The sequence below is a fragment of the Sphingobacterium sp. MYb388 genome (assembly GCF_037479535.1).
Taxonomy (GTDB): domain Bacteria; phylum Bacteroidota; class Bacteroidia; order Sphingobacteriales; family Sphingobacteriaceae; genus Sphingobacterium; species Sphingobacterium anhuiense.
Map to the genome: position 1 here is coordinate 569369 of NZ_JBBGYV010000004.1, position 20628 is coordinate 589996.

Here is a 20628-nt window from a genome sequence, read left to right on the forward strand (position 1 = left end):
TTAACATGCACGAAACTATTAACTTTAAATTTTTAAATTTAAAGTTATTTCATTATGAATAATAAATAAGCAGAATCTATTAATTTTTCACACACCCCTAAAGTCCCAAATTATAATGAGCGACAACTTATTAAAACATAAAATTAAGATACCAGTTTTTTCATCGGAAGTAAAAAACTTTGATCTAGGCGTTATTTTTGATTCCCCAGATTATAATTCATTAATTAAACTTTTGAAAGCTAAGATTGAAGAATTTGATAGAGCTGGTATTGCGGTCACTAATTTAAGAAGTAATAAAGTGAAAGAGATGAAAATTTCAAATATTGAATATTTTGATTATTCATTTGAGGGAATTCCAACTTTGCTTTTGAAAATTACGGCTTACAATACTAATTTAATTGATGGTTTTGTTGAAATTGATTTAAAAAGAGATCTCCAAAAAAAAGATAAAGTTGGAAGTGACACTAATTACGTTTTAATCATACCTAGTATATTTGGTGTCAATTCTAGTAAAAATACCTACCAATATAAATTTTTTGTTTATGATGATCCAACTAAGGAGAGTTCTGAAATAATCTCAATTTGCAAATTAGTAGCAAAGAAAATTCTTGAAGTAAAAATAAGAAATATAAAACTTGAAACTATTTTACAAGAGATTAAAAAAAACAATGTAATTGAAAATATAGAAATACAATTATCTTCTCAAACTGAAGAAAATGATGATCCAGAAATCCAATTAAAGCAGTACCTAGTAAAATCAAATGTTGCTAAAACCACAAAGAATAAATATAAGAATCTTCCTACAGAATCTTTTGAAAAATTAATTCATGATAGATCACATAATAGTTATAAAAGAATTTTTAAAATTATTAAAAATAAAACTGAAATAAAAATAACTCAAGAAAAGTTCAAAGGTGATATCGATAAATTAAATAGTACAATCGAAGAAATTTTTAATTCTCAATATGAATTAAGTCAAAATGATTTAGAAAATATTTTTGACAAAGATTTTATTATAAAAAATTTAAATTGCGCTTTAACGGATTTTTACAATCAAACCGTGTAAATTTATAAATGAATTGTTTAGAAAACATATTATCTGATATATCTAATTTTTCATTAGTCATTTTTGGCTTTTGTGCAACTCTTTATACTGTAATTTATTCCTTTATACTAAATAAAAAAGATGCGCTTAGTGAGATATCAGAATTATTAAAATTAGGGAATAAAGTTCCTCTTCATACTCTTAAGGAAAGTACGTACATAAATTACATAAAAAGAATGAGAAAATTTAATAGATATATTATTATATGTTTATGGTTTTCATTAGGGATATATGTATTGGCGTTAATTTTCAAGTATTTTAAACTATATAATCTAGAACTTAAACTTAGTGACAACATCGTTATATCTGGCTATTTAGTTTATGTGCTTCTCATTTTAACCATATTTTTATTTTCCCAGATCGTAATTCTGATAATAAGAAGCTTAAATATTTATAATAAATCAACTAAAATATAACATAAGCATCTGATAACAAAAGCAATAGACTACATTTAACCGAACAATCAAAGCAACTACTATAGACCAGTTTAACACGCCGATTGTGTCAAGGTGAAGTAGTCAAGGTGTTTTAATTTTGTAGGCAAAGAAGTCCAACTACTCGAGTTACATCACATTCATAAATATTACAGTTTTTTTTCAATCTCATTTTTAAATATCTCCAAGCTACTATTCCTCATATGATATTTATCTTTTGTCCAATTTCTCCCTTTTGTAAAATTCTTACTTATATTCTTACAATTATCATAACTTGATGTAGTATTTGTAAGTGTCCCAAAAAATCAAACAGCTTAAAACTGGACATAAATGTTTAGATTTAAGTAATAAGATGAAAAAGACACGTTTTACAGAAACACAGATTGTAAGAGCTCTCAAAGAGGGAGAAGAAGGTAGAAAGACGGATGATATCTGCCGGGAGCTTGAGATTAGCAAAGCCACCTTTTATAACTGGAAAAGCCGTTACGGTGGCATGGAAGCATCTGATGTCAAGCGCCTGAAGGAACTTGAAGAAGAAAATGCACGCCTGAAAAAGATGTTTGCCGAGCTGAGTATGAACCATGATATCCTAAAAGAAGTCATCACAAAAAAAGGTTGGGGCTCCGGCAACAAAAACAGTTAACTCAGGAAATTGTCCTAGATCACGGTTTGAGTGTCGCCGGAGCCTGTAAATTGACAGGTATGTGCCGTTCACAATATTACTATGTTAGCAAGAAAGACGACAGTGCCGTGATGGCAGCATTAGATGATCTGTCCTCCAAACATCCTGTATATGGATTTCGAAAACTATATGCCTACTTGCGCAGAGAAGGTAAACCCTGGAACCATAAGAAAGTATACAGGGTATATAAGCTGCTCAATATGAATAAGAAGAGACGTGTCAAACGTCGGCTTCCTGTTCGGGAGAAACAACCTTTGGAACAAATACTAATTAAACTAACTGAGCATTATCAACAAGATTATATATTGGAATGGTTATTAAAAAGATTCGACTATTTAATTGAGAATAGAGACAAATTCACAGATTCATATAAAGCAATAAAGAAATCTGAGAACATTAATTTACCAACTATTTTAGAAAAATACTTTGCATAACAAGGTATTGCCAAAACATTATGCGACATTATACCCAAAGTACATGGAAGAAATCATTTTAAAAAATAAAGAAATAATAAACATTTTATTTGGTCTTGCTATTGGAATAATTCCAGCTTTTTTTGACATCAGAAAATCAAATGGAAAAAGAACGCTAAATTGGAAAGGTGGACTTTTAATATTTATCTGTATGTCATTTATTTTATTTTCATGGTATACTATACACGTCGATAATAATAAATTAAAACCTAATGATATTGTTTTAAAATTTAGTTTACGTTCACCTACTCCATTTTCTACTTATGAAGAGATTTCTAATACTCTACCGAAAGAAATCTTCACTCCACATATAAAAATAGAAAATTCGATCACTTCAGGAATTTTTAATTTGGAAAATATTCGCTCTGGGAAAGCACACTCTATGGAATCTAAATTTGTCAATTATGTATGCTACATTTCTGGAAATAAATCAATTGAAAATTTTCCGCAAAAAATAAATGATCTTAACCCTGAAAATGTTGTTTTGAACATATCTCTTAAAAAATATTTGGATAATGGATATACATTGAATGGTTCACCAAAACTTATAATTAGGGATACAGAATACATTGGTGACATAAATTCATTTAATGATGAGATAACATTCTTAAAAAAATAACATCGCATAAAAGGTATTGCCAAAACGTTGTACTACATTTTAAACCACATTGCAACCCAAAGACAAAGACTCTATGACTGCAAAGACAGCTTATGAAAAATCAATCGAAGCAATGCCTCAGTTTGACATTCCCCGTCTAAATTTAGGGTGTCTTTGGGATAATCCTTTGAAAGACTTAATCGGCGCCAAAAAACATTATGAGGAAATATTAACTTTTGAGGAAAATAACCCAAAAGCACATAATAACCTTGCAAACATTTACCGGCATGGTGAATTGTGCGATTTATCGAAATTTGAAAAACATATCAAAATTGCTGTAAGCCAAAGGAATGTTGAGGCAACTTTAAACTACGCTAATTATCTGAAGACTGAAAAAAAGGAGATTGAACTTGGTAATAGCTACTATCAAAAAGCAAGGGAATTTGATATTGATAATAAATTCGGACCTTTAATCGACGCCTTGATAAAAACCGATAAAGGCTGATGTAGTATTTTAATATAGAGTATATAATTGAAGATTAATATGACTTTAAATATATAGAATTACCATCATCATAGGAGAAAATAAATTTAGCAGTAAAATCGAGCATTTAAAAATATAGTTGGGATTATTCAAAGATCCTATCTAATCAATTTCGGCAGTTTAAAAAGGTTTTTCAGCTCTTAACTCAATAATTAGTTCTCATTGATACTAAATGAATCCACACTAAGAATTATTATTACTTGCAAAAAGTAATAATAATATGTATTGATTATTCATCAAGGCCAATTTTTTGAATTTGCTCCAGTTCATTATTGAATGTTGTATCGTAACTAGTTCGTGGCTTCGCATAGACCTAATGTCGATATCCGGACATTCCTACAATAGTGCCTTCTAAACTCTTCTTGAAGTTGCCCAAGAGATGATGGTATCCAGCGCACTTCATTTGTTACTGTAATTCACGAAATGACATAGCGAATTACAATTATAGTTTTAAACATTAAAAATCACTTCACTATTCTAAAATCAAAATTTAAACTCTATCTTTATTTTATTGCCTTAAGACAAATTATAAATTCAGAATATGTCACAATATCAGTTACCACCATTAAAAGACGATAAAGTTTTTGAGGCTTTTGTCTGCGACCTTTTCAACGCAATAGAGAATACTAATTCATATCAAAATACAGATTTCCAGACTTATGGGGTTCCTGGGCAGAATCAAAGTGGTATAGACCTGCTTTCATCTAAAACTAAAACTGTAATCCAATGTAAGGTCAAAGATCTGAGGAAACAAGATGAAGTTATTAGAACCAGTTTGATCAAAGATTTCAATTCTGATCTACAAAAAGCATATCAACTCAATATAGACTTTGATCGGTTTATTCTTGCGTCAACCTTTCGGGACGATGCTCCTATTCAGAAGCATGCTGCACAAGTTAAAGATGAAATAAAGGCCAAAGCAAACCTGTATTACTGGGGATGGGATACGCTTAGCAAGCATGCGGAACAATACGACTCTATCCTCATCAAGTATTTTCCTAAATTCAGACCAAAGCCCATAAAAACTCCTAAGGTCAAAATGGAATTACCAACTGGAGCATTAGGTACAGACTTAGCTAAAAAGAATTACATCAGCTATCTCATCAAACGTTATGGAGAATGGAAGCAGATTGAATTGAATAATTCCGCAGAAAAGTTCAACTGGGCATCTTTCAATAAACATATCATGAATAGGTATAAAGCAGCTGGAATTAATTACATACCAATTGTGCATTTTGAAGATCTGGCAACTTATCTTCAGGGAAGAATAGATAAAACAACCTTTGGAAAAACTAGGCGTGCTGCAAACAATAGTAACTATGCAAAATTCAATGGTGATTTGAATCCAATTGTAAATGATGAAAATTCGCGTGATTTAAAATAACCAGATTAAGAGATAAATCCGAATGCACCTGCTGGTTATAAAACCAAGAGCTTAACCAAGTGTTTATTTTTTATGTCTTTTTAAAAGCTAAAAACTAAGGGATTTACATTGATTAACTGGATGCCTGCACAATGCTTTGAAACAACAGTGTACATTAGTTAAGTTAGAAACAAATAACCCCTTCAAGGACTTATTTACAGATACATTTTACAGGAGTTAAACAGCATGATTTTAAGAAAATTAAATATTGAAAACCCTAATCATCGGTCTGAATGGTTTAGTTTAAGGTCTTCTTTTATTCACCCGTATCATTTTAATGAAGAGAAGAGAGAGAAGATTATCGAAAAATGGAAATTGGGAAACGCCACCATATCAGAATGGATGGAACTAAGTACTGAAGATCATTATCAAATAAATACCGATGCCGATTCCAACACCATTGTTGATCTAGCTCACAAAAACGAGCAATTTTATGATTTGTTCCTGGAATATCAAGTTCAGTATAATTTTATGAGCAGAATTCTCGAAGTTCATAAATATGCGTCACATCATATTATAGAATTTGCCAAAGAAGAATTGGAAAAACTGGATAATTTCTTATCGAGTTCTATGAAGAAAAGTGAATTAGAATATTACAAAAGGAATTACAACCTTGACAAGGATACCGACTTCGCGAAACTATATTCAGATTTACCTAACCCTTACATTTCTCCTCAAAAAATTGACTGGGTTACGTATAGTCATGAATTGGATGCTTTGTTAAGGTTCAAATCTTACTTAGCATTAATAGTAAAAGAGGGAATAGAAAGGGTAGAGAAATCTCAACTTTTTGACCAAGAAGATTATGGCCTTGAAAAGCTATGGCCAGAAATTAACCATCTTCAAAATAATCTTATCGTATATTATGAAAGTCAAAGTCATTACTACAAAGAAAACAACTTTGTTAATTATGTAGTAAAAAGTGTTTCAGGCTGTGGATCAGCCTGGTCATTAAAACAGAAATTAAAAGAGCTATTCCAACCTGGATTTGAAAAACTCATAACCGAAATTCAAAAATTGAAAATAGACGAGCAAATAAATATTATAGAAGGATTAAAAGAGGAAATAGAAAATCTCAAAGGTCTTGTAGAAGAAGGCGTATATGTCGAAAACGAAAGTGCATTTGGCGGAAGAGTAGAATATAGATTTAAGCGTTTTTCACGCGTCCAATACTCGGGCGACCGAGACTTGCATTTTGTATTTAATGAAAATTCAAGAAAATACCTTGCCTACCAAATGTCTGAATACCCCGAATCCTGGCTTGAAGGTATAGATGAATTATCACGTAAATTGGAATATCTTTTGACTAATCTAGATTTGCTCAAACATACTTCATACAAACCTACATTCGATGTAGATGCTGTGTTCAATCATGTATTTATTTTGGAAAGCGAGTCCGGCGCACTTCAAGGCACTGCCTTTCATCTACAGTCAACGGGAATCGTTACTTGTGATCATTGCGTGCGGGACTTAGAAACGGGTGAATTGTTTGAGGACATTATGTTATGGAGAGCTGACAAATTGAGTATAAAAGTTCAGGCTAAAGTTTTGAAAACCCATCCCGCAATAGACTTATGTATATTAGAACTAGCACCAGAAGATAATGCGTTTCTGCATGAAGGATTAGTTGCCGCAGATTCCGATAAAGTAAAACGTTTAGATAACATTGGTGTTGCTGGATTCCCAAACTACCGACCAGGCGATTCCGGTTTCTTTATGGATGGCAAGGTCACAGGAACGCGAAATATTATAGGCGTTAGCCATTTACTTGTCACAAATCACCTGGTAGAGGGAAACAGCGGCGGGCCTGCGCTTAATGAAGTTGGTGAAGTAATTGGTGTTGTTGCAACAGGATCTGATAGTTTTAAGAATGCTCCTAAAACAGAAAAACACGGGTTGATACCGCTTAATGCGCTTCAACTATTTTTAGCATAAAAAGAAAATTGAAAATAGTGGAATATTATATTTCAAATAAGCCCACAGAAAAATTATACATATAAATTTAAGTACGTTATACAACATAAAAGAAAGAAGATGACACAAGAATTAAAAGATATTGTAAGTCTATTTGCAGCTAGTTTATCTCCAATAGTTGCCATTAATGCAATTTATATAGGTATTAAAAATTACAAATTAGCGGAGAGAAAAAGGAAAGATGACTTATTTGACCGTAGATACAAATTCTTAAAAGACTTTGAAAAAGCATGGAAAACAACTGGATCAGAAAGCATGGGGGCAACAAGAGCATCTCTAGAATGGGATGATCTCGAGTATTTTGCGCAAGAAGCATATTACTTATTTGGAAAGGATATTGCCGACCACATCAGATCCTATGAAGGTAAAAGCTATGATCAGATTCTACCTTGGGTGCCGGATTCAGAGCTTGCTAAACCATTTAATAAATACCTTTGTTTTGAAGAAGAATAAGTTTTTTTCTGGTAAGGAAGAAAAATCCCTTAAATCAGAGTTATACTGATTTTATAAACGCTAAGGCCAATAAGCTAAAGCTGTTCATGTATGTTATCTTATCATTTAATTACCAACGGAAAATATCATATCGAAACCATCTATGGCAAGCCTATACAAGTTAATTGAAAATATGGAAGAAATTAAATGGAACTATTATGCCTCTTTTCCAAATAACAATCCCATTTTAAAACCTATCGTTACCGACAATGAATCCGCAAATTTCATAACTCAATATTTCCGTAAAGGAGGAAAAAATGAGGCCATGGTGGATTTTGACTTGGACCACTTTGGTAGTCAAAGGGCTGACCATACTATTTCCATTTTCTTTCTCGGTCTGATATTATTTCATAATAGCAGTTTGAAAGACAAAATTTTCTTTGATGGTGTAGTATCGGAGAACTACGAATTCTTTCAGTTCATCTGGTTTGTCACCTGCCTTTCCCATGATGTTGCCTTCTATAGGGAAAACGATCCCTATTTGATGGAGGCGAATACTGACATAAACGCACTTAAAGCGAATCTTAATATCAAATATGATCTAACATCTCAACAAATAGAAAATGTGCCTGCGGATATTTTCGAACTTTGTGGTATCTACTTCAAATACCGGCATAACCATCCAACCTATCCAGGTATGGATCATGGCATTTATTCAGGGATATTAATGTTTGACCGTTTGGTAAAAAATAGGATTACAAAAAAAGCACAACAAGAGCAGGCGCTACTTTGGGAAGACTTTCTCGATCGCCATTATGCTTATGCTGCTGCCACCGTAGCAGTTCACAACATTTGGCTTCCCAAAAAAAATGATTATCCCCAATATGCGAACGCCGGCTTGTCGGCTTTAATTCGCAGGCAACCGATTAATTTCGAGGAAGCCCCACTCCTATTTCTGCTAGGTTTAGTGGACACAATTGACCCTGTAAAAGCTTATCCAAACTCAACACCAAAAGAAGTACTCAAAAACATTTATCTAACTTTTCCAGGTCCAATGCGCTTTAGAATAAGAGTATCAAATAAACTTGACTTTGATACATTGTGCTTAAAGGCGGGTTATTTGTGTGATTGGCTTTCACTAAAGGTAGCTATTTCCGGCCGAGCAATTACAATTTCAATTAAAGGATAATGTCTATATCTAAAATTTCTAGAACTACCCTTTAATTGATGCTGAAAATCCTTGCGCAAATACTATTTTATTTCAACACTCTTTTTATGCATAAAAAGAAATCATAGGCATAAATTTAATAGCCGGACTACGGCTATTTCGCCATCTTAAACTATGATGAATGATAATAACTAAAAATATAGCTAACGTTGGTTAATTATATCTAGACACATCTTATTGAATATTTACACGCAGGCGCTCTGCTCTTCTTCTGAAGGCAGGCTCGCCACCCTCAAGAATACCACAAACTTCTTCACGGATATGTGCCTCTTCAAGCCCACCCGACATGTAGGATATTTTCGGCATACCGCTTGGAAGCCTATCTCCGGTTTTTGCGATTATTATTTGGTCAGCATCCGTATTCACTACTAGATTGGCATTATGAGTGACCATTATCACCTGCCTTTTTTGTTTTGCAGTCATGAAGAGCCCTACCAATTCATCGTATATTGACTTTGGATCCAGATTTTCTTCAGGTTGATCAATGATAAGTGGTCTATCATCATCATCATCCAATGCTAAATAAAGCATAAGTAAAACAATGCCTCGTGTGCCTGGAGATAATTTCCTGATATCTACCCCATCGTAATCAACGCCATAAATAAGACTGATATGACTTGTTCCATATAGCCACTTAGCAAACTGCATAGCCCATTCTCTAAAATTCTCTTTGTCCGTTTTAGCAACATTAGCGCTAGCTATTAGTTCATTTGCGTGGTCATCTTGAAATTTCTTCATTGCAGCCAATACAGCAACATTATCACCATTCTCCCAAGCGGGTAACAAAGCCTCTTCGGCATGTTGTTTTAGAGTTCCCTTACCTCTAAAAGCACTATCAACACGTAAGTCGAAAAGCTTTTCACCCTCAACGGCCCAATGATCGATATTGATGGTACGTTTGATTGAGAAAGACATTTTGTTTAGAGTACCTGTCGATCTTGACAACTTTGTCATAATCGGTTGATAAAGATCTCTCAGTATAGACTCTTCTTCAAGTATTAAACTGAATACTCGACCGTAGGTCGTATCTCTTTCTAACCGCAAATTATCGACGCGGCTTTGCGCGCCCTCATAATCTGTAAGTTTTTCTGTCAATCCAGATAAAGCAGCTTGTTCTTGTGCTATTTTCTGTGAAATTGCGTTAAATCTTTGCGCTGTTGTCGTATCCGCACTTATTAATAATGTAAGTCTATTTATTTCTGCTTCCAACAATGCCAGTGGCAATCTTTGCAAATCAGCATCATCACCGATATATGCTGCTCCTTCACCAACAGCTAGTGGGGTTGTTCCCTTCCAGCTCTGCACACTTTTTTGAGCCTCTGAGAGATGGTCTGTTACTACTTTATCAACATCGCCTTTAAAGTCAGTAAGGAATGATGGCCATTCAGTAGCCTCTATACCTGCTTGAATATGTTTATCCTGCAATTCCCTAAGATCTTCAGGAGCTCTATTAGTACGGGTGTTAATTACATCATCTTTAATTGAAAGTAATGATTGTTCGCGTTGTGAGAAGTACCGAACATTGTTACGCACATGATCAGCAGCAGTTGCAAGATCACTTAGTCTTTTCACTTTTTCTTCGCCACCCGTAACCACAAGCTTTGCTCTATCCTGGGTATATTGTTTAATCAGAAGATCTTTTGCTTGTATTTGCGCTTTAGTCTCTGTGACAAGCTTAGTTTTTTCCAGTTCAGCGCCGATTCTATTACACAGGTCTTGAAGCGACAATTCTTCTTGTTGTCGTGCCGCTCTTGGACGAGAGGCTCTAAGTTCAAGTAATTCTGAAAAATCAATCGTGCCTTCTCTTTGGTTAACATCATGTGAACTGAAAATTATTCGTTCGACTTCTTTTAGAAGTTTATCAGTTACACCATCAGATGAACAAAGATCATCAACAAACTGCTGCGACAAATATCTGGCCATCGGAAACTTATCTGGTGATGAATTTATTTGATAAAGCGATCGTAGCTCAGTATCTCTTCCGGATCCCCAATTAAGAGTTACAGAGGCTCCATTTAATTCTGGCCTTGCTCTGTTAAGAAAAGACTTGTTCATTTCGCCATCAATGTGTCCATAGGAAATAGCATCGCAACCAGCTGCTATAATTTCCGCGAGTGCTGTTTTTCCTGAACCTCTTGCACCAATAATTGTAACAAGACCTGGATTAAGGTTGAGCTTAGGAGTTTCGCACCAAGATGTGTCATTAATATTCACCTCTAAAATTGTTTGCGACGGATTTGCTCCAAGCGGAGGGTTTTGCCCCACAAAAGCTCTACCTTCGGGATCGATACACGCTTGCCTAAGACTATCAAATTGAGCAACGCCCTTTATCCATGTAAATTTATCATTCTTTGGAGCGCCAACATCCTCGGGCTTATGTGCATCAGAACCATGCATACAAGGTTTGAGTGACCGATACCTGCTTCTTATTTGTTCCGCATTAAGTGCTTTCTTTCCTAACCAAAAATCTCTTTGATTGCTTGCGCTTGCAAATATAACGTGTGCGAATTTATCTATCTCTTCCCTAAGAGTTTTATCAGCCGCTCTATCTAAACCTCCAGAACCATCTGACCCGCCCGCGACAGCAATAACAATATTTGCTTTTGCCCAATCACTTGCATAGTACTCATCTTGCAATTGTGTTCTAGAGACTTTAAACTGAATAGCTCCTAGTTCTAAGGCTTTCCGATCATCAATAATCAACGGATCAGTTAATTTACCTAATCTGATTAAATCTGCCTTTGTGCAATGGAAATTGTCTCCGTGAGCACGAAATGATAATTGCGACAAAAATCTGTAAATCTTCTCTAAATGATCTTCTTCATCAGGACAAACAAGTAAGTGTATATTTACAAATGAGCCGCTGACTGTTCCAACATCTAATCGTAGTTCAATATTAGGAAATAACAGTTCGCATTGAGGAAGCTTACCGTTTCGTTTGGCTTCAACTACAAGTTCATAGACTTCCGTACTGTAATAATCTGTAATACCAATTGCTCGTAATGCCGGTGTGACAGCATCCAAATCAGTTAAGTACCTATCGAATGCATCGGAGCCTTTAAATTGATCATTTAGTACTGTCCCTGGGCCATGAATATGTGGTTCCCATCGCAACCAAGTCGCACCGGAAGATAATGTATTATTGACAATGTTCTCATCAGCACTAGTGCCGCCATTTCCCTTCATTATATTGATATTTGGTCTACTCAAAGTTAATTATTCGTATACATTTATTGTGTTGATATTCAAAACATTGTGATATCACATATTAAATTGTCTACCTGCCAAGAAAATCATCTGATGATGGAACTTTGTCCATTTTGCCTTATCTGGCCTATTCAGAAATCATCTACAATATAAACTGAAAATCAATAAATAAAAAATTAAACGCAAAATACTTATGTAATCTGCAATTGCGCGCAATGATAAGTAATCTTATTTTACTAAATATACGGGAAACCGTAAAATTAACTAAATGTTGTTAAAATATATTTTTCATCAATCAAGTAACATAGTGTTTCATTATTTTTTAATATCTTACATATGAAAATATAGCCAATAATAACTAAAGTATCCAATTATGAATAAAATAACAGTCACAGATCTTGTTGACTTTATCCGGAAAACGTCTAGAGGAAGGCAAACATTGATAAACAATCTCAAAACACCCAAAGAAAAAACACCCGATGATGGCGGAGGAAACTATTGGATTTCAGCATTAAGTTGTCTTGCCAAAGCTTTTGTCGATAATTCGCAAAATATTATCGGTGGTAAAATAGATGAATTAATTGATAAAATTGAATATGCTAAAACTAAAAAAGCAAAAGACATGTATCAGGGAAATATAAATATCTTACAGGACTTTGAAGAATATGATTTTACTGCAATAAAACCTAATGCTAAATTAGTTTTCATCAAAAAGAACAAAGCTAAATCTATAGTAGATATTAAAAATCTACCACTTTATGCTATGCCGCATCATGTGTTCTCATTTGAAGAAAATGAAATTCAGAAAATAGGTGCTGTATGGTTCGTTGCAAAAAAAGGAGGTTTTAAAATTGAGGAGTTAGCAATGGTGACAGACCTTTTGTTTCGTTATCTAGATATTAACTATACAAACAAATATGAAATCGATATGAACTATTGCGTAGCGGTGGACGTAAATTCACTAAATCATATCTCTTATACTCCTATCAGCACTACTGCAATCAAATCACCGCTGATGCAAACTGTCAATGAAATGAAAGTGTTAATGTAATTTAGAAAATTCAATTATGATGTTTGATTTTAGATATATATCATTAAGTAAGAAAGAGACTTCTATGGATGATATAAAGGTATTTATGGAAGATCAGGATACCAAAAGAATTCATTTTGCAACTTCGCATAGTAGAGCGCTGAAACCGGGTATTGCAAAGTATCATGGCTTTTTAAACGTTCCCTTCAATCATACCATCGGCCCTTTTCTTTCGCAAAAATTTGAAGGAGGTATGAACCAGTATATATTTACAAATAATGGTGGTCATGGGTATTATAGAGGATTTAGGTCAAATGAAGATTATGAGAGTTGCAAATCATTTGTAGAAGAATACAACCAAATTGTTTTTTTACGTGATACTTTGGATCTATCTCTTGCTTTGTCTATGAATATACAAGATAAAGACAGTCGTACAGAGATTGGTGAACTAGAGTATCAAGCAAAATTTCAAGAAAATGAAGATGCAGAAAATTGCCTTGTGGCATTAGCTCAGGACTGGTTAAAGAAGCTTCCGTTCTATAATACTGCTGATGCGATCTGCGCAATGCCCTGTAGTAAACCGGAACGAGCAGGTCTGCCAAGGCGGATTGTAGATCGTATTGAGGGATATGAGAATATTTCACCAGCATTAAAATGGAAGAAAAAAGATAAAAGTATTAAAGAATTGGGGACGGTGGAAGAAAAACTAGCTGCTCTTCAGGAATTTGAAATAGAGATTAATTCTGATTTGAAAGGAAAAAACGTAATTTTACTGGATGATCTATATATGTCTGGTATTAGTATGCAATTTGTAGCGCTGAAACTAAAAGAAGCAGGCGTAGATCGTGTTTTTGGTATAAGTATTGTTAAATCTAGAAGTAACACAGCGCTTTAATTATGATTAAAAATCAAAATATTATCGATACCATATTCAACTTCATGAGCGTGAAGGGAATTGGCCCTGTGCAAACGAATAGATTGTTACTTGCACTGGATGACTATTCGCCATTGAATCTCCAAAACTTAGCATTCAATTTGCTAAATGGAAAACAAAAAGAAGAATTTGATATTATTAAAAATCAACCTATTGAAATAAAATCAAAATTTGATGTCGAATTCATTTTGTTACAAGAGGAGAATTACCCAGAAGATTTAAAGAAATTTTTAAGTACCTCAGCTCCCCCCGTTCTTTCAGTAATTGGAAATAAGGAACTATTGTCTCATAAAAAAGTCGCTTTTAGTGGCTCTAGAAATGTTTCTGAGAAGGGAATTAAAATTACTGACGACTCAGTGATTGAATTGATAAATCAGAATATCGTTATTGTTTCGGGTTATGCTAAAGGTGTCGATTTTACAGCTCACTATACTGCTCTAAAAAACGGCGGCTCCACAATTATTGTACTTCCTGAAGGTATTAATCATTTTAGCATAAAAAAAGAGTTTAAGGATGTATGGGATTGGGATCGTGTATTGGTTATAAGTGAGTTTAAACCTATTGAAAAATGGATGGCAAGTAGAGCCATGAATAGAAATAAAACTATTATAGCACTCAGTGATGTAATTATGGTAGTGGAAGCCGGTGAAACTGGTGGAAGTCTAGATGCAGGGCATAAAACGCTAGAAATGAATAAAGCGCTATTTGTTCCTCAATACATGAATATTCCAGAATCTGCATTAGGTAATAATACTTTGTTAAATAAGGGTGCTGTTGCATTAAAAATGAACAAAGAAACAATGAAACCTAATCTAAACAAGATTATTGAATTACTTAAAATTGATAATAAGTACAGCCTTTTTTAATATCTGGATTTCTCTGTATATTTTTCTTTTGATCACTCATTAAAATTAAAATCCAATTGTGCACGTTGTATCAATTGCCATATATTTAAATTCATTTTTGTATTATTATATTACTCAGGTGCACCAGCTCTGAAACTGCATTTTTTAGCCCATAAAAATTGTATGACAAAACAGAACCAGCAATGATAAATTATCACATTATGCTTAGTCTACGGTAAACCATAATGAAAGTGAAAAAGGAGATTCATTCGGCAATTATTAAAGCTTTATTCGGATCTGCCTCGCCCCATGTTCGGAGCGGCCCTACTGTTTCCCTACTCTTTCCCTACATTTGCTCTACTGTTTATGTAGAGCAAATGTAGGGAAAGAGTAGACATTTTCCGAACAAAGGGTGAATATGGGGTGAAGCTATTTTACTTTCATCATCTTCCAAAAACTTTTACCTTAAATCCAATTCGCTAGACAGGGTATTAAAATAAGGCTGATTTCGCCACAACGCTCTATTTCCAACGATAATGAAATTTTTCTTCGCTCTAGTAACTGCGACATTGACTAGATTGGGTTTTTGCGATGCCCATTTGCGGGCTCCTCCACTATATTGATCAGTACCCAAAATAAAAATAACCGTTTTTGCCTCCTTCCCTTGAAAAGTATGTACTGTACCACATTTAACGTGCGGATATCTCTGGCTATTAAAGTGCCTTGTACAGTGGTCTGCTATGTTCTTAAAAGGACTTATAATATATACATCATCGCTTCCAATTACCTTTGAATTTTTATCTAAAAAATCTTCAATAGCGGTGATTTCTTCTAAAATAACATGCTTATTTAAGGCAGATTGTTCTGTTCTAACATCTATCCACTGGGTTTTAATCGCTGTGACGATATCTGAACTAGTGCTCTCCAAACCTGGGAACAGAACCATCTGGTTATTGTAAGCGATTTTGTTGGATATGGAGAACATAGGCTCCTTGCAACGACGATGTACCCGCAATGGGAATCCTGTCCATACGGATGTGTCTCTGTAATCGACTATTGCTGTACCCTTATGATTGGTTCGGTCTGCCAATTGTTGTAACGAACTAACGTATGGTGACCAAAGCAGGTCAACTTGATATTCTGCTCGTAGCTTCTCGACCAAACTAGGTGGTATCGTAACGACGGGTTCTATTTGCAGTGGATCTCCGATTACGACTGCTCGTTTTGAACGCTGCAGAATACCTATAGCGGACTGTGGTACCGCTTGGCCTGCTTCATCGATCAACGTCCACCCTATTTTTAAATCGAATGGAAATTGTTTTGAGATAGAGGCTAATGTCGTCGATACAACGGGTACGCACAGGAAGAAACTATCCCATAAATGTTGCATCATCTTGGTGTCTTGATCTGGTCCTGATGCTAAATACATCATAAAGGTGCGCATATTCTTTGAAATGATACCTTCATTGACTTTGATCGTTAACTCATGGATGCGAAGTGCACTTAAAAAAATATCAGATTGAATCTTTGCGAGCTTCAGAGAATAGAAAGGCATACTGAGGTGTAAGTCCTTTATGGATTGATCAACATTAGTCTCATTCGGCAAATTATTGATTTCAATACCATACCTGTTTAACAATACATCCTGTTTCTCTTTGAAGTCAGAAAAATACTGTTGGGGTTTTGATTTCTGTTGCTCTATCGCCTGTTTTTCACCCTTTAATGCCGCAATTTCTTGATTGATACGCCTTACTTCTACTTGATCCACACTGATAGCCTGGCTTATTGTTAACAGTTCACGCAATGGTACTTGATACTGCTCATTCCAGCTTTTATAGGACTTAGTTCTAAACCATTTATGTATAAAATATGGAGATGGTTTGTTAATCTTTAAGTAATCCAATGTTTTCTGTACCCGAACCTGATTGGCAAGTAGATCGTCCAGGTTTTTACTTTTTTGATGACGAGCTAATTCGCTGTTGGTTAGTTTTCTTTCGACCTCAGCCTCCTTTACTTTTAAGGCATGCAATAATCTCTGATTGACACCATATTGTTGTAATAAAACAAAATATGATTCTGATGCATTCTTAAAAGTTATAAACTCTGATTTCAGTACGCTATACTTTTCTTCTTCGTCTTTAAAGAGTCTTAAATAATGAAACTCATCAACTTTGGCTTTTTTACGAATGACATCTCTCAAAAATGATGAAAAACCAGTCTTTTGACTATCTTTTTTGTCATCGTACCAAAAGTTATCAATGAATTGGTAACGGTTTTTGGCATTACCCAACACCGCAGCAAGTATCCCCCAGTTTTTCTGTCCAGGTACTAAACGATCTGCAACTTCGGAAAAATACCCGACGTTAAGAGCCTCTGCATAGGAATCTGAGTCACGCTTGGGCAGTTCCTTAGATATGTTCTCGACAGCAGTATTATTATTACTGGTCACAACAATTCCATATTCACCTAGAAAACGGCTATCTAATTCATGATAATAATTGACAAAAGAGGATGATTTCGATCCGATGCTATTTGCCCTTGGTTGAAATATTTGCGAAACACCTACCTCTAAAATTAAATCTGCCCGCTTGACGATGACATTGGCAATGATCTCCTTTAATAGGGTAGTTTTTCCAGTTCCCGGCGGTCCATTAACACTAAAAACACCTCCTTCTTCTAGCTCATGAAGTATATTTTGTACAGCTCCCTGTTGGGCATGATATAAGTTGTAATTTAACGAATTAGGCCATCTTCCCTCACTTAGATATTTGGGATTAATCGAATCTAAAAATGATCCGCGATTGTTTAGTATATCAACACGCTGTGATTCATTTATTGTTCTTAACAATAACTTCGATACAGTTGTATTTACTTTATCTTCCTTTAGCTGTAATACTTTGTTAAGATCATCTAAATAAAAACTATTTAAAAACGGAGGATCGATATCCCTGTCTTTTCTTACTTCTCTGACATTGAGGTAGACTACTATTTCATCTTGGAACCAAAAAGATATCAGTTTTTTCAACTCATCGATCTCCTCTTTTAATCGAGCATAAGAAAATGGTCTGGAAACAACTTCGCTTTCACCTGCTAAAATAGCATGTTCTTTAATAATCTTATCCCGATCAATAAAATCATCATTTTGCTCTTTGATGAGTTTATTGACCTGGTCGAGTGCTTTATGATCATGGAGTAGCTTGATTCCGAATATATAGGATGGCAAAAGGTAGCCAAAATCCTTTACTATCCCTTCCTGCGAAATACTAATGCTACACAATAGCGTACGACCATTAACGAAATCATAGTCTTCGTCTTTCAACCTTTCATCTACTGAAAAATAACTATCGATAGTCTTAAACACCTTCTTCTTGTCAACTGTCCCTAAAACAAGCGTGTAAAGCAATTCGTGGTTCTCTTTTGTTGAAACATTTCCTCGAAGCCACGGTTCATCTTCCGTAAAGCCTATTCTGGAATAGCTGTTATTTTCTGACTGCTCTAACTTAAAATCCGGTAAATTAAAAACCTCTATCGATCTCCAATACTTTATAATTGATGGCAAGTGTTCTTTTTCTTTCATAATATACTTTAAGAGCTCATCTTCGGACTTAATACTAAAAAACACTACAGAGAAATATCTGGAAATTTTTATTATCCGTTCGCCATTATCAAAAATAGTAATTCCTTCTTGCTATACAATAAAGAATGGATATGTGACAAGAAAGTTTAATAAACTTGCGCTGGATCAGACCACCGAAACCTTCATACCAGATGGCCGCTGTACTATAAGTTGATCAACAATGATATTATTCGAATAAATCATCACAATTTCATTGTTGAGCAGAATTTTGAAAAGCTAAAAATATTCTAAAAAAAACTTTGTAAAAGGTCAAAAGGAATTTCTCAATTTGTTAAAGCTATTAATCATTTTTCATCAAATCACGAACTGCTTAAAATATCAAACCGTCCATAAACAAACTAACGATCTGTCCAGTTATCATTTACACAGATATTAATCTTTACATGTTGGGACTAAATTATTATGCTGATAGTTATTTGTGAACACTATTATGATAAATTGGTATTTCAGAGTAATGATGCCAGCATACTCATAACAAGCACTTATGAAATTGATGAACTTGATCATAAATGATATATCAAAGAAATCGACTATGGCAATGCACAATTGGGGCTTAAGCCTACCACAACAATATTTTAAATTTTGTGATAGGCTCAAGCTAAATAGAAACTTTTAGAGAGAAACCAATGATAAAGTTACTGCCCCCCTCAGACTTGTGCAAATGTTTTTCGCGATGATTTCACTTTTTAACTGCTTTAGGCGTATCGTATTTTTATATATGATTAAAAGTCTTCAACTATACCCTATTTTACACTTAAAGACTTGTTGAGTTAATTATATTTACAAATATTTTTTAGAAAACAGCCTCACACATGTTTAACCCTTGTTTTTTAAAATATTATCTCTACCAGGGAAAATAATTTAAAAAACCACTTAATTAAATCATTTTTGTAAATAATTTAATTATATTCGATTTTTTATTAAGCTATATTTTATATGAAAAGTGTACTAACATTATTGGCGATTGTGCCATTCCTATTTTATGGATGTAAGAAGGGAGAATCAACTGAAACTGATCCTAAAGAAAAATTATATCAGGTCACGCTAAAAACCTCTGGACTAGAGCAATCAATAAGACCTCTAAACCTAAAGACAAGCTCAGCTAACACTGCACAAAGTATGTCAGATATTGAAAACCCAGATAATCCTACTGGTATTGATTTTTTGATATATGGGAAAGATGGATTGGTTAAACAAATTCATAGTTCTTTTTACAATGTAAATGGTACACCTATAACTGGTGCAGATCAAATTAAATTAGAACTACCTACTGGAAAATATAGTGTTTATGCTTTAGCTTATAACGGTTATTTTGGTGATTTTTATTGGGAAGATACAACAGTAGAAAATTTCTATTTCAATTTTAATCATACAGTACAGGGCGCAAGTACTCATGTCATTAATTATTGCTCTATATTCCGAAACCCTAATAAATTAGTTGCTTTTGAGGTTGGTGAAACTCCAGTTACTGCTAATATTCAATTATCACGGTTCAATTCAAAAATTGAATTTAAAGTAACTGGTATAATTCCTAACCATGTCGATTATATCTTGTTACAAGGCCCACATTCTAAAGATGTCTTATTACACAGTCCAACAACGATAAATACAGGTTCTACGACCGGATATCTGAGATTGAATGTCAATGATATACGAAATCAACAAGAAAAAATATTATCATCAATTTTCTATCCAAGAGCCTATTCGACTGATAAAGTTTCAAAGCCTGAAAACTTTGAAATTCAATATTTCGATAAAGAAAATAAGATACTAGGTAGAAGAGCTGTTAAAGATGTTATTTTTAAAGAAGGACACATCACTAGATTGTCTGGCGATTTATTTGGATCAATAGATAATCCATCAGGATCTGCTTCTATTAAAGTTGACATTATTAAGGATTACAATAATAGTATAATCAATAAAGATTTATAGATCCAGAACAATAACGACCATGTCCGTAAAAATTGACTGGAATTATAAATAGAATTGTGTCAAAGGTTAATTTCTAGTCCGATAGGGCTGAAAATTAACCCTTGTCTTTACCGTAAATATAGTGGCATGCTTCCTAAGACAATTTGCTAA

15 protein-coding genes are annotated in these 20628 nt (G+C 34.1%); 13 read left to right on the forward strand and 2 right to left on the reverse strand.

Annotation, left to right across the window (positions count from 1 at the left end; all coding sequences use genetic code 11):
- Positions 1-115 precede the first annotated feature (115 nt).
- The 9 genes from WH188_RS16195 (at position 116) to WH188_RS16235 (ending at position 8854) form a co-directional block, all read left to right on the forward strand.
- A complete protein-coding gene (locus WH188_RS16195; RefSeq protein ID WP_339424367.1) occupies positions 116-1066 on the forward strand; it encodes a hypothetical protein in 951 nt (316 codons plus the stop codon).
- 825 nt (positions 1067-1891) lie between these two features.
- On the forward strand, positions 1892-2182 hold the full coding sequence (locus WH188_RS16200; RefSeq protein ID WP_132772181.1) for a transposase: 291 nt from the start codon (positions 1892-1894) through the stop codon (positions 2180-2182).
- 59 nt (positions 2183-2241) lie between these two features.
- Positions 2242-2655: an IS3 family transposase gene (locus WH188_RS16205; RefSeq protein WP_339424368.1), complete on the forward strand. Its 414-nt coding sequence runs from the start codon at positions 2242-2244 to the stop codon at positions 2653-2655.
- A gap of 43 nt (positions 2656-2698) precedes the next feature.
- A complete protein-coding gene (locus tag WH188_RS16210) occupies positions 2699-3313 on the forward strand; it encodes a hypothetical protein (protein ID WP_339424369.1) in 615 nt (204 codons plus the stop codon).
- A gap of 73 nt (positions 3314-3386) precedes the next feature.
- Positions 3387-3797 (forward strand): hypothetical protein, encoded by a 411-nt coding sequence (locus WH188_RS16215; protein ID WP_339424370.1) that lies wholly within the window; start codon positions 3387-3389, stop codon positions 3795-3797.
- A 580-nt stretch (positions 3798-4377) separates the two neighbouring features.
- Complete coding sequence (locus tag WH188_RS16220; RefSeq protein WP_339424371.1) at positions 4378-5220, forward strand: endonuclease; 843 nt, start codon at positions 4378-4380, stop codon at positions 5218-5220.
- A 225-nt stretch (positions 5221-5445) separates the two neighbouring features.
- Positions 5446-7194, forward strand: coding sequence for a S1 family peptidase (locus tag WH188_RS16225; protein WP_339424372.1), 1749 nt, complete (start codon positions 5446-5448; stop codon positions 7192-7194).
- 99 nt (positions 7195-7293) lie between these two features.
- A complete protein-coding gene (locus tag WH188_RS16230; RefSeq protein ID WP_339424373.1) occupies positions 7294-7686 on the forward strand; it encodes a hypothetical protein in 393 nt (130 codons plus the stop codon).
- A gap of 172 nt (positions 7687-7858) precedes the next feature.
- The gene (locus tag WH188_RS16235; RefSeq protein ID WP_339424374.1) at positions 7859-8854 is read left to right on the forward strand and encodes a hypothetical protein; all 996 of its coding nucleotides are present in this window, start codon (positions 7859-7861) and stop codon (positions 8852-8854) included.
- 213 nt (positions 8855-9067) lie between these two features.
- On the opposite strand, the gene WH188_RS16240 is transcribed toward WH188_RS16235, so the two are convergent.
- Positions 9068-12079 carry a TrlF family AAA-like ATPase gene (locus WH188_RS16240; RefSeq protein WP_339424375.1) on the reverse strand — a complete coding sequence of 1004 codons (3012 nt, stop codon included), beginning with the start codon at positions 12077-12079 and terminating at the stop codon, positions 9068-9070.
- Between the two features lie 394 nt (positions 12080-12473).
- On the opposite strand from WH188_RS16240, the gene WH188_RS16245 reads away from it, so the two are divergent.
- The 3 genes from WH188_RS16245 to WH188_RS16255 all read left to right on the forward strand — a co-directional run bounded on the left by WH188_RS16245 (position 12474) and on the right by WH188_RS16255 (position 14930).
- A complete protein-coding gene (locus tag WH188_RS16245) occupies positions 12474-13151 on the forward strand; it encodes a hypothetical protein (RefSeq protein ID WP_339424376.1) in 678 nt (225 codons plus the stop codon).
- A gap of 64 nt (positions 13152-13215) precedes the next feature.
- The gene (locus WH188_RS16250; protein ID WP_339424377.1) at positions 13216-14025 is read left to right on the forward strand and encodes a phosphoribosyltransferase; all 810 of its coding nucleotides are present in this window, start codon (positions 13216-13218) and stop codon (positions 14023-14025) included.
- 2 nt (positions 14026-14027) lie between these two features.
- Positions 14028-14930, forward strand: a complete 903-nt coding sequence (locus WH188_RS16255) for a DNA-processing protein DprA (protein ID WP_339424378.1) — start codon at positions 14028-14030, stop codon at positions 14928-14930.
- A gap of 439 nt (positions 14931-15369) precedes the next feature.
- Here WH188_RS16255 and WH188_RS16260 read toward each other — a convergent pair whose 3' ends face one another.
- Positions 15370-18486: an AAA domain-containing protein gene (locus tag WH188_RS16260; protein WP_339424379.1), complete on the reverse strand. Its 3117-nt coding sequence runs from the start codon at positions 18484-18486 to the stop codon at positions 15370-15372.
- Positions 18487-19482: 996 nt separating this feature from the next.
- Here WH188_RS16260 and WH188_RS16265 point away from each other — a divergent pair.
- Positions 19483-20478, forward strand: coding sequence for a hypothetical protein (locus WH188_RS16265; protein WP_339424380.1), 996 nt, complete (start codon positions 19483-19485; stop codon positions 20476-20478).
- Positions 20479-20628 lie beyond the last annotated feature (150 nt).

What these genes read in the sequence shown, in the direction of transcription:
- WH188_RS16195 (WP_339424367.1), top strand. Translation starts at nt 116, where the DNA reads ATGAGCGACAACTTATTAAAACATAAAATTAAGATACCAGTTTTTTCA.
- WH188_RS16200 (WP_132772181.1), top strand. Translation starts at nt 1,892, where the DNA reads ATGAAAAAGACACGTTTTACAGAAACACAGATTGTAAGAGCTCTCAAA.
- WH188_RS16205 (WP_339424368.1), top strand. Translation starts at nt 2,242, where the DNA reads ATGTGCCGTTCACAATATTACTATGTTAGCAAGAAAGACGACAGTGCC.
- WH188_RS16210 (WP_339424369.1), top strand. Translation starts at nt 2,699, where the DNA reads ATGGAAGAAATCATTTTAAAAAATAAAGAAATAATAAACATTTTATTT.
- WH188_RS16215 (WP_339424370.1), top strand. Translation starts at nt 3,387, where the DNA reads ATGACTGCAAAGACAGCTTATGAAAAATCAATCGAAGCAATGCCTCAG.
- WH188_RS16220 (WP_339424371.1), top strand. Translation starts at nt 4,378, where the DNA reads ATGTCACAATATCAGTTACCACCATTAAAAGACGATAAAGTTTTTGAG.
- WH188_RS16225 (WP_339424372.1), top strand. Translation starts at nt 5,446, where the DNA reads ATGATTTTAAGAAAATTAAATATTGAAAACCCTAATCATCGGTCTGAA.
- WH188_RS16230 (WP_339424373.1), top strand. Translation starts at nt 7,294, where the DNA reads ATGACACAAGAATTAAAAGATATTGTAAGTCTATTTGCAGCTAGTTTA.
- WH188_RS16235 (WP_339424374.1), top strand. Translation starts at nt 7,859, where the DNA reads ATGGAAGAAATTAAATGGAACTATTATGCCTCTTTTCCAAATAACAAT.
- WH188_RS16240 (WP_339424375.1), bottom strand. Translation starts at nt 12,079, where the DNA reads ATGAAGGGAAATGGCGGCACTAGTGCTGATGAGAACATTGTCAATAAT.
- WH188_RS16245 (WP_339424376.1), top strand. Translation starts at nt 12,474, where the DNA reads ATGAATAAAATAACAGTCACAGATCTTGTTGACTTTATCCGGAAAACG.
- WH188_RS16250 (WP_339424377.1), top strand. Translation starts at nt 13,216, where the DNA reads ATGGATGATATAAAGGTATTTATGGAAGATCAGGATACCAAAAGAATT.
- WH188_RS16255 (WP_339424378.1), top strand. Translation starts at nt 14,028, where the DNA reads ATGATTAAAAATCAAAATATTATCGATACCATATTCAACTTCATGAGC.
- WH188_RS16260 (WP_339424379.1), bottom strand. Translation starts at nt 18,486, where the DNA reads ATGAAAGAAAAAGAACACTTGCCATCAATTATAAAGTATTGGAGATCG.
- WH188_RS16265 (WP_339424380.1), top strand. Translation starts at nt 19,483, where the DNA reads ATGAAAAGTGTACTAACATTATTGGCGATTGTGCCATTCCTATTTTAT.